9 protein-coding genes are annotated in these 9518 nt (G+C 69.3%); 2 read left to right on the top strand and 7 right to left on the bottom strand.

What is annotated here, in order from left to right:
- The 7 genes from ACK59X_RS04080 to surE form a co-directional block, all read right to left on the bottom strand.
- Window positions 1-206 (bottom strand): nucleoside-diphosphate kinase (locus tag ACK59X_RS04080; RefSeq protein ID WP_409955406.1); only part of this gene is annotated, 206 nt, incomplete at its 3' end.
- 98 nt (window positions 207-304) lie between these two features.
- A complete protein-coding gene (locus ACK59X_RS04075) occupies window positions 305-2167 on the bottom strand; it encodes a pseudouridine synthase (RefSeq protein WP_409955404.1) in 1863 nt (620 codons plus the stop codon).
- Window positions 2164-3207, bottom strand: a complete 1044-nt coding sequence (gene scpB, locus ACK59X_RS04070; RefSeq protein ID WP_409955403.1) for an SMC-Scp complex subunit ScpB — start codon at window positions 3205-3207, stop codon at window positions 2164-2166. Before scpB ends, ACK59X_RS04075 begins: the two co-directional genes overlap by 4 nt.
- Before the next feature lie 203 nt (window positions 3208-3410).
- Entirely contained in the window at window positions 3411-4427 is a 1017-nt protein-coding gene (locus ACK59X_RS04065) for an RluA family pseudouridine synthase (RefSeq protein WP_409955402.1), read from the bottom strand.
- An 8-nt stretch (window positions 4428-4435) separates the two neighbouring features.
- Window positions 4436-5326 (bottom strand): peptidoglycan DD-metalloendopeptidase family protein, encoded by an 891-nt coding sequence (locus tag ACK59X_RS04060; protein ID WP_409955400.1) that lies wholly within the window; start codon window positions 5324-5326, stop codon window positions 4436-4438.
- 13 nt (window positions 5327-5339) lie between these two features.
- A complete protein-coding gene (locus ACK59X_RS04055; RefSeq protein WP_409955399.1) occupies window positions 5340-6143 on the bottom strand; it encodes a protein-L-isoaspartate(D-aspartate) O-methyltransferase in 804 nt (267 codons plus the stop codon).
- A complete protein-coding gene (gene surE, locus ACK59X_RS04050) occupies window positions 6143-6913 on the bottom strand; it encodes a 5'/3'-nucleotidase SurE (RefSeq protein ID WP_409955397.1) in 771 nt (256 codons plus the stop codon). Before surE ends, ACK59X_RS04055 begins: the two co-directional genes overlap by 1 nt.
- 132 nt (window positions 6914-7045) lie before the next feature.
- Here surE and ACK59X_RS04045 point away from each other — a divergent pair, with 132 nt between their 5' ends.
- Window positions 7046-8020 (top strand): NADPH:quinone oxidoreductase family protein, encoded by a 975-nt coding sequence (locus ACK59X_RS04045; protein ID WP_409955395.1) that lies wholly within the window; start codon window positions 7046-7048, stop codon window positions 8018-8020.
- A gap of 269 nt (window positions 8021-8289) precedes the next feature.
- On the top strand, window positions 8290-9518 hold a 1229-nt coding region (locus ACK59X_RS04040), incomplete at its 3' end, for a GGDEF domain-containing protein (protein WP_409955393.1).

Below are 9518 nucleotides of genomic sequence, written 5' to 3'. Positions count from 1 at the left end.
GAGATCATGAAGTCGACCAGGTCCTTGAAGAAGGGACGTGCCTTGTGCACGCCGTAGAACTGCTCGGCTTCCAGGCGCGACAGGTGCACCATGCGGGCAGCCACGACCTTCAGGCCGGCAGCTTCGAAACGGGCGTAGATCTGGCCGATCACGTTCTTGGCGACTGCGTCAGGCTTGATGATGGAGAGAGTGCGTTCGATTGCCATGGTGATTTTCCTGATTGGATGGATATAAACGGTGCGGATTCTTTTGCCCACTGGACAAAACCCTCGATTCTAACCGTGCGCAGGGTAACCCCTGTGAATCAACGGCCTCGGCCGCCCCGGCGCGAGCCGCCGCCACCCCCGCCCGGGCCGCGCTGGGCCTGGCGATGGCGGGACAGGCTGTCCGAGCCGATATAGCCCACAGAAGTCTTCATCGGATCCGGCTGGGCCGCGCCGCGCGGGCGGTCGTCCCCATTCCCGTTGCCACGGCCGCCGCCGTTGCCGCCCCGGCCACCACCGCCGCCGCCATCGCGGCGCGGCTTCTGGCCGCGCGGGCCGTTGCCGAAGGCGTTGGCACCCGGAGGCTGGTCGCGGCGGCTGCCGTCGCCACGCGGGCCGCCACGGCCCCGGTTGTTGTTGCTCCGCTTGCCCTGCCCCTGGCCAGCGCCTTCGCCGGCAGCACCCTCAGGGCGGCCCTGGCAAGGTTCGCGACCGCCGCCTGCGGCCTGCGACAGCGCGCGGATGTCGCCCTCGTCGAGTTCCAGCCAGGCGCCGCGCTTGAGGCCGCGCGGCAGCACCATGGCGCCGTAGCGGATGCGGATGAGGCGGCTGACCGCATGGCCCACCGACTCCAGCATGCGCCGCACCTCGCGGTTGCGCCCTTCGGAGATGGTCACGCGGTACCAGCAGTTGGCACCTTCGCCACCACCGTCCTCGATGGAACCGAAGGCAGCCATGCCGTCGTCCAGGCGGACGCCTTCGATCAGCTTTTGCTTTTCTTCATTGCTCAGGGCGCCGAGCACGCGCCCGGCGTACTCGCGCTCCAGGCCGAAGCGCGGGTGCATGAGCTTGTTGGCCAGTTCGCCCGAGCTGGTGAAGAGCAGCAGGCCTTCGGTGTTCAGGTCCAGCCGGCCCACGGACTGCCACTTGCCCTGTTGCAGGCGCGGCAGCTTGCGGAACACGGTGGGGCGGTTCTGCGGGTCGTCGTGCGAGACCACTTCGCCCACAGGCTTGTGGTAGGCAATCACGCGCGCTGGCGGCGGGTCGATGCGGAAGCGGATGGGCTTGCCGTTGACCTTGATCTGGTCGCCGAACTGGATGCGCTGGCCGATGTGGGCCGGCTCGCCATTGACCGAGATGCGCCCTTCCAGGATGAGCTGCTCCATCTCCAGGCGCGAGCCCAGGCCGGCCTGGGCCAGCACCTTGTGCAGCTTGGGCGTTTCCACCTGGGGCAGCAGCACGCGCTTGAGGGGCACGGCCTCGTCGGACTCCTCGTCCGCATCGAACTGGCCGGACACCACGTCCTCGAACTGGTAGCCCGGTACGCCGCGCTGCGGCTTGCCGCCCTTGCCCTGCTGGCCGCCCTTGCCACCGCCACCTGCAGCTTCCCGGGCGCCTTCGCGCCCGGCCGCCTTGTTGCGGTCCCGCCCGTCCTTGCGCGCCCGCCCCTCGCGCGGGCCGCCCGGCCCCTCGTCGCCGCCGCCGGCCTCTGCCGCGGGAGCTTCGTCCACCGCCGCATCGGGCACATCGCCATAGATGCGCGCGCCGGGTGCTCGGTCAACCAGCACGGCAGGCGCAGCCGCCACCATGGGCACCGGTGCGGCCGCTACAGCCTCCACCGCCACCTCCTGCGCAGCGGCAGGCGGGGCCAGGGGCAGTTCGTCCTGCACCGTCAACTGCGGGGCCGGCACCTCGGGCACCTCCTCGGCCACCGGCTCGGCTGCCTCGGCCACCGTCTTGGGTTGGCGGGGCTTGCGCGGCTTCTTCACCGCGGCAGGCAGTTCCTCGGCAGACGGCTGCGCCGCCTCGACCGAAGCCACGGCATTGGCAGCCCCATCCGCGGCGGCAGGCGCTGCGTCGGCAGGCACCGCCTTCTTGCGCGGAGCGCGGCGTGGCTTGGCGGGGGGCATGGCAGCCTCCGCACCAGCGGTGGCGGGGTCGGGGGTCGTCGAATCGTCGTTCATGAAAGCTTTCCCTGGACGCCCTGTGGGGCATCGTCATCATCGTCACGGGGAACATCGTCGCCCCGCTCCGTCTCGTTCAAATCGTCCGCACCCGAAGCGGTGCTGACCTGGGCCGCATCGTCGCCGGCCACCACATGGCTATCGGGGTCGGGCCTTGAAGGCTCTTGCGACTGCGCAGCCCCACCACCCACGGCCTCGCCCGAAGCATCGTCCGGCAGCAGGACCTCGGCGGCGTCCAACGCCCACGCAGCTGCTGCTGCAACGAGCCCATCGTCATCATCCTCATCGCCATGGCCATCGTTGTCTTCGGCGTCGGCATCCCCATCGGGCGAAGCCTCCCCGTCCAGACCGGCCAGGGTCTGCTGAACAGGCTCGGCCGCGGCATCGCCATCGGACGACTCGGCAATCGATGCCGCCGGGGCATCGCCCCCAGGCGGCTGCGCATCGTCCGCGGCGCCCTCTTCCTCTATCACCGCCTGCTGCCCCTGCGCCGCGGCCGCCATGGCCTCCAGCACATTGGCGTGGCCCGAGGCGTCCTCCAGCATGGGCAGCTGGTCCAGCGAGGCCAGGCCCAGGTCATCGAGGAACTGGCGCGTGGTGGCGAACAGCGAGGGCCGGCCCACCGTCTCGCGGTGGCCGATCACCTCGACCCAGCCCCGGTCCTCAAGCTGCTTGATGATCAGGCTGTTGACCGTCACCCCGCGGATGTCCTCGATGTCCCCGCGCGTCACCGGCTGCCGGTAGGCAATGATGGCCAGCGTCTCCAGCGTGGCCCGCGTGTACTTGGGCGGCTTCTCGGGGTGCAGCCGGTCCAGGTATTCGCGCATCTCGGGGCGGCTCTGCAGGCGCCAGCCCGTGGCCACCTGCACCAGCTCCACCCCCTTGTGGGCCCAGTCGCGCTGCAGGTCGAGCAGCAGCAGCTTGAGCGTGTCCGTACCCAGGGCGTCATTGAACAGCACCCGCATCTCGCGCAGCGGCACAGGCTGCTGCGCACAGATCAGGGCAGTCTCAAGGACCCGCTTGGCATCCACCGTGTTCATGGTTCAGCGATTCCGGGAAAAAAGGGCGGCACGTGCCGTGACAGGGGCCGCTCCAGCAGCAGGGATTCATCATCCATCAAGGGGCGCATACTGCGCGGCCGCTGGTGCGACATGGGGCCCGGCGGGATTCCGTCTACGGGTTCAGGGCGCGGTGTGCACGCCCCGGGGCCGGTCAGGCCTGGAAACACAGATACTGCGTTTCGCTATGCGCCATTGTACCGCAGGCCCCAGAAAGACAGTGCATCCGCCATGTCCTGGGGCAGCGGCGCATGCAGTTCCAGCGGCTGCCCCGTGACCGGGTGCGTGAATGCCAGGCGAAAGGCGTGCAGCGCCTGGCGCTGCAAGGCCTCCACCGGGGTGCCGCCGTAAAGCACGTCGGCCACCAGCGGATGGCCGATGGAGGCCATGTGCACGCGGATCTGGTGCGTGCGGCCGGTGTGCAGCGTGCACTCCACCCAGCAGCCCTCGTCCGCGCCCTCCAGCAGCCTGAAATCCGTGCGCGCCGGCTTGCCGGCATGGCTGGCCAGGTCCACCACGGCCATGCGCAGCCGGTTGCGCGGGTCGCGGCCGATGGGCTCCTGCACCGTGCGGCGGGCCGCGCGCTTCCAGGGCTTGTGGGCCAGCGCAAGGTACTGGCGGTGTACGCTGCGCGCGGCGATCATGGCCACCAGGGCGTCCATGGTGGAACGCTCGCGCGCCACCACCATCAGGCCGCTGGTGTCCTTGTCCAGGCGGTGCACGATGCCCGCGCGCGGCACCAGCAGCGCCTTGGCGTCGCGCGCCAGCAGGCCGTTGAGCAAGGTGCCGCTCCAGTTGCCGGGGGCCGGGTGCACCACCAGGCCGGCGGGCTTGTTGACCACCAGCAGGTGCTCGTCCTCGTACACCACGTCGATGGGCATCGCCTCGGGCCGGAAGGCCTGGCTCTGCTGCGTGGGGCGCATTTCCAGCACCAGGGCATCCCCGGCCTTGACCTTGTGGGACGGCTTGGTGGCAGGCTGGCCATTGAGGCGCAGCAGGCCCTGGGCCAGCAGTTGCTGCAAATAGCTGCGCGAGAACTCGGGGACCAGATCCGCCAGCGCACGGTCCAGCCGCAGGCCGTGCTGCGCTGCGCCGGCCTGCACCTGGCGCACCTCGACCTCGTCGGCACCACCGACCTCCTCGCCGGACCACTCCTCGTCGGGGCCGGGCGGGTCCGATGCGGGGACCTGGGCGGGCGCCACCACGGCGCTCAACGCGCCGACAGGTAGCGCGCAGGGTCCACCGGCTTGCCGTTGCGGCGGATCTCGAAGTGCAGCTTCACGCGGTCGGCGTCGGTGCTGCCCATCTCGGCGATCTTCTGGCCCTTGCGCACGGACTGGTCTTCCTTGACCAGCAGCGTCTGGTTGTGCGCGTAGGCCGTGAGGAAGGTGTTGTTGTGCTTCAGGATCACCAGGTTGCCATAGCCGCGCAGGCCGGCACCGGAGTACACCACGCGGCCATCCGCTGCTGCCAGCACCGCATCGCCGGCCTTGCCGGAGATGTCGTAGCCCTTGTTGCGCGCCTCGTCGAAGCCCGCCAACAGCGAGCCCGATGCGGGCCAAATGAAGTTCAGGTCGTCTTCGCCCGCACTGGGTGCTGGCGCAGCGGCCACCGCTGGCGTGGTCGGCTTGGCACCGCTGGCGGTGGAGGCGGGTGGCAGAGGCGTTGCAACCGGCGCCGCGGGGGTGATGGTGGCGGACGTCACCGGGCGCGTGACCACGCCGGTGTCGGCGGCGATCGCGGGCGGCGGGGTCGCGCCGGGCGCGATGACGCGCAGCACCTGGCCCACCTCGATCAGGTTGGCGTTTTCCAGGTTGTTCCAGCGGGCGATGTCCTTCCAGGCCTGGCCGTTCTCCAGACCGATGCGGATCAGGGTGTCGCCAGGCTTGACGGTGTAGTAACCCGGCTTGCCGGCGTTTTCGGCCCCGGGCAGGGGTTTGATGGGCGCGGCCACCACGCCGGGCTGCGCGGCGGAGGGTGGCAGCGTGTTGCTGGCATAGGTGCCCCGGTCTTCCACAGGCGCTTTGGTCATGCGGGTTCCACAGCCCACCAACAGCAACGCCACGGTAAACCCTGCAACCAGACCACGCGATACCAACATAAGCAATTTCCCTTCAGGCAATCCCCGATTTTAGAGGGACAAAATGAACCGGCTCGAGCACGCTTTGTTTCAACCCGTGTGGGGTCTTGTCAATCACCAGCAACATCTGCTGGCCGCCGGCCACCGCCATGGGTGCCACCAGCCTGCCGCCCACCGCCAACTGGTCGCACCATTCCTGCGGTACGGCGTCGCCGCCGGCTGCGGCAATGATGGCGGCATAGGGCGCCCCCTTGGCATATCCCAGCATGCCGTCGCCCAGCATCAGGTGCACATTGGCCAGGCGAAACGGGCGCAGGTTGTCGCGCGCCTTATCGTGCAGGCCGCGCAGGCGCTCGATGGTGTACACCTCGCGCGCCAGCTGTCCCAGCACGGCCGCCTGGTAGCCGCAGCCGGTGCCGATCTCCAGCACCCGGCCAAGCCCCGACGGGCGCGCGCTCTCGGCCGCCAGCAGCAGCTCGCACATGCGCGCCACCACGCTGGGCTTGGAAATCGTCTGCCCCAGGCCAATCGGCAGGCTGGTGTCTTCGTACGCCTGGTTGACCAGGCCGCTGTCCACGAAGCGGTGGCGCTCCACCGCCGCCATGGCCTGCAGCACGGCCGGCGAGGTGATGCCCCCGGCCGCGAGCTTTTGCACCATGCGGTTGCGCACAGCTGCCGAATCGAGCCCCACGCCCACGGCAGTGGCGGCCGCAGCCCGCTGGCCCAGCCCGGCACCGGCGCCCTTGGGGCTGCCTGCACCAGCGCCCGGTACGGCCGGGCGTGGAGCCGGTGCTCCGCTGCCCGGGAGCCTGGCGGGAAAGCCCGGACGCCGCTGCATCACATGCCCGCCACGAGCTGCGAGGCGGTCTGCGCCCAGTAGCCCAGGTTGTCGTGGTCCGTGAGGTCCACCTTGAGGGGGGTGATGGCTACATGCCCCTGCGCCGTGGCATGGAAATCCGTGCCCTCGGCATCGTCCTTGGCCGCGCCCGCATTGCCAATCCAGTACATGGCCTCGCCGCGCGGGCTTTCCTGCACGATCACGCGCTCGGCCGCGTGCCGGCGCCCCAGGCGGCACAGCTTGATGGGCTTGATCACGGAAAGCGGCAGGTTGGGAATGTTCACGTTGAGCAGCCAGGGCGTCTCGCCCACCAGGTTCTGCTGCAACATCTGCTCCACGATCTCGCGCGCCTTGGCGGCAGCTGCCTCGATCTCGCCCCAGCCCTTGTCCACCTGGGAGAAGGCGATCGCCGGCACACCGAAGAGGTAACCCTCCATGGCCGCGCCCACCGTCCCTGAATAGATGGTGTCGTCGCCCATGTTGGCGCCGTTGTTGATGCCCGAGACCACCAGGTCCGGGCGGTAGCCCAGCAGGCCCGTGAGGGCGATGTGCACGCAGTCGGCCGGCGTGCCGTTCACATAGCGGAAACCGTTGGCCGCCTTGCTGACGGTCAGCGGTGAATGCAGGGTCAGCGCGTTCGACTTGGCACTGTTGTTGTGCTCGGGCGCGACCACTTCCACCTCCACGCCGGCCAGCGCCTTGAGCGCGTCATGCAGCGCCACGATGCCGGGGGCCTGGAAGCCGTCGTCGTTGGAAATCAGGATCTTCATGGATAGGGAGCGGGGTTTGCCTCGGGATTGTAGGACGCGGCAGGCGCAGGGTGGCCCCCGTCGCTCGGGGGACATCGCAGGGCAAGACCCCGCGCCTATCATGCGGCGCATCACTGACAGGAGACTTTCCCCATGCACGCTTGGCTTTGCACCAACCCCACCGGCGTCGAGGCCCTGGCCTGGACCGAACTGCCCACGCCCACCCCCAAGGCCGGCGAGGTGCTGATCGAGATCAAGGCCGCCAGCCTGAACTTCCCCGACCTGCTGATCGTGCAGAACAAGTACCAGATGAAGCCGCCGCTTCCCTTCGTGCCCGGCTCGGAGTACGCGGGCGTGGTGCAGGCCGTGGGCGAAGGCGTCACCCACCTGCAGGTGGGCCAGAACGTGGCCTGCCTGTCGGGCACCGGGGGCTTCGGCACCCACACCATTGCTCCGGCAGCGCTGTGCATGCCGCTGCCGCCGGGCTTCTCGCACGTGGATGCGGCTGCCTTCATCATGATCTATGCCACCTCCTACCATGCCCTGGTGGACCGGGCGCAACTGAAGGCCGGCGAGACGGTGCTGGTGCTGGGCGCCGCGGGCGGCGTGGGCACCTCGGCCATCCAGATCGCCAAGGCCATGGGCGCGCGCGTGATCGCCGCCGCCTCCACCGACGAGAAGTGCGCACTGTGCACCTCCATCGGGGCCGATGCCACCATCAACTACGGCAAGGAGAACCTGCGCGATGCCATCAAGACCCTGACCGACGGCAAGGGCCCGGACGTGATCTACGACCCCGTGGGCGGCGATTTCGCCGAGCCGGCGTTCCGCTCCATCGCCTGGCGCGGGCGCTACCTGGTGGTGGGATTCGCCTCCGGGCCCATCCCGGCCCTGCCCTTCAACCTGGCGCTGCTCAAGGGCGCCTCCATCGTGGGTGTGTTCTGGGGCGATTTCGCCAAGCGCGAGCCCAAGGCGAATGCCGCCATGATGGGCGAGCTGGCCCAGTGGTACGCCCAGGGCAAGATCAAGCCGGTGATCGACCGCACCATGCCCATGGCCGACCTGCCCGCCGCCTATGCCCACATGGGCTCGCGCGGCGTGATGGGCAAGCTGGTCATGGTCAACTGAAGTGAAACACCCCTGAGTCGCTTCGCGCCTTGCCCCTGAAAGGGGACGCCCCCAGCGCAAACGCTGGATATGCCGCCTTCGCGGCGGGGCGGCCCTTGCGCGGGGGCACTGGCCTTGGGCGCGCCAGTTTCATGCGTTCTGCGCGGCACACAGCGCAATGAACAACCGACACCGAAAACAGACGCCATGGGCGGCGCTCGCGGCGGCAAGCATGGCGCTGTGTCAAACTCGCGGTTCATCGCAGCCCCTGTTGTTACTGGTGCCCGCCCATGGCCGATCGTCAACCCTACGAAATCGCACGCGAAACGCTCAAGCAGCTCTCCACCCGCCGGATCGCCCCGACGCCCGAGAACTACCTGGCGATCTACGATGAAGTGGCCGGTGTGCGCAGTGCGGCGCCGTTTCCCGAAGCCCAGCTCTCCAGCATCCTGCGCCTGATTCCCGCCCAGACGCCCGGGCAGAAGCGCCTGCTCGGCCAGTTCGAGAAGGCCGTCGCCAACAAGGACTGGAGCGGCCTGCAGAGCGTGCTCGTGGGCTATGCCAACCTGGGCCTGAGCCCCGCCGCGGCGTCGCCGGTGGAACTGCCCACCGCCGCCCCCGCCGCCACGCTGCCCGAGGACCTGGCCGAGCTGCTCGCCCGGCTGATCGACAACACCCTGCCCGCCCTGGGCGAGGACGATGCGCGCGTGCACGAAATGGCCGCGCAGCTCACCACCTTTCTGCGCGAGCCCGCCCCGCTGATCCCCACGCTGATGCTGATGCTGGGCAACTTCACCTACCGGCTGTCGTTCGCCACCGAGGACCAGGCAGCCATCCGCGCCGGGCTGCTGGAGCTCCTGCACATGGTGTTCGAGAACATTTCCGTGCTCAGCGCCGACGACCGCTGGCTCAAGGGCCAGGCAGACGCGCTGATGACCGCTTCGACCCCGCCGCTCACGCTGCGCCGGCTCGACGACATACGGCTGCGCCTGAAGGACGTGATCTTCAAGCAGACCGAGGCCAAGGCCCGCTCCGTCGAGGCGCAGGAACAGATGAAGGAGCTGCTGGCGACCTTCATCGAACGCCTGGCCCAGATTACGGCGTCGAGCACCACTTACCAGGGCACCATGGAGCGCTGCGCCGACCTGATCGGCAAGGCCAGCAGCCTGCAGGAGATCGCCCCCGTGCTCGAAGAGGTGATGACCGCCACGCGCAGCATGGCGCTCGACACCAAGCTCACCCATACCGAGCTGCAGGACCTGCGCGAGCGCACCGAGGCCAAGCGCGCCGAGGTCGCCAAGCTGCAGCAGGAGCTCGACCGCGCCAGCGCCCAGGCGCGGCACGACCCACTGACCGGCAGCCTCAACCGCAAGGGGCTGGACGAGGCCATGGAACGCGAGATCGCCCGCGCCCGGCGCCTGGGCACGCCGCTGTGCTTCGCGCTTCTGGCCCTCGACAACTTCAAGCGCAGCAACGACCGGCTGGGCCACAGCGTGGGCGACGCCGCCCTGGAGCACCT

This window comes from Acidovorax sp. (assembly GCF_046339755.1).
Taxonomy (GTDB): domain Bacteria; phylum Pseudomonadota; class Gammaproteobacteria; order Burkholderiales; family Burkholderiaceae_C; genus Acidovorax.
This window is presented reverse-complemented; position numbering and strand designations above follow the sequence as displayed.